The following is a 536-nucleotide window of genomic DNA, read 5'->3' on the forward strand; positions in this document are numbered from 1 at the left end:
GCAGCTGCTGGCGCAGGCCAAGGACACCGTGGTGTCGGCCCAGGCGCACCAGGACCTGCCCTTCGAACAAGTGGTCGACATCGTCAAGCCCGACAGAAGCCTGTCGCACACCCCGCTGTTCCAGGCCGCTCTGGCTTGGCAAAACACCCCGAACGGCGAGCTGGCACTCGGCGGGCTCGACTTGAGCCCGCTAGAGATTGGTCACCACACCGCCCAGTTCGACCTCACGCTCACCCTGCAACCGACGCAGGAGGGCATCGCCGGCTCGCTCGAATACGCCACGGTGCTGTTCGATCCGGCCACCGTGGCGCGCTTCATCGGCTACTGGACCCGTCTGCTCGAAGCCATGGTCGAGGCAAGCGCCGATACGCGCATCGACCAACTCGACATTCTCGATACCGAAGAGCGGCACCAACTGCTCGACGACTGGAACGCCACCGCGCACGGCTACGACAAGAGGCGCAGCATCCACAGCCTGATCGAAGCGCAGGCCGACGCACACCCCGAAGCCCTTGCGCTGATGAGCGCAGAAGAGG

General features: G+C 65.3%; 1 protein-coding gene. It reads left to right on the forward strand.

Going from position 1 to position 536, the window contains the following annotated elements:
- On the forward strand, positions 1-536 hold a 536-nt coding region (locus tag I8J34_RS24285; RefSeq protein ID WP_214364198.1), incomplete at both ends, for a condensation domain-containing protein.

Origin of the sequence: Denitromonas iodatirespirans (assembly GCF_018524365.1) — a bacterium.
GTDB lineage: Bacteria > Pseudomonadota > Gammaproteobacteria > Burkholderiales > Rhodocyclaceae > Nitrogeniibacter > Nitrogeniibacter iodatirespirans.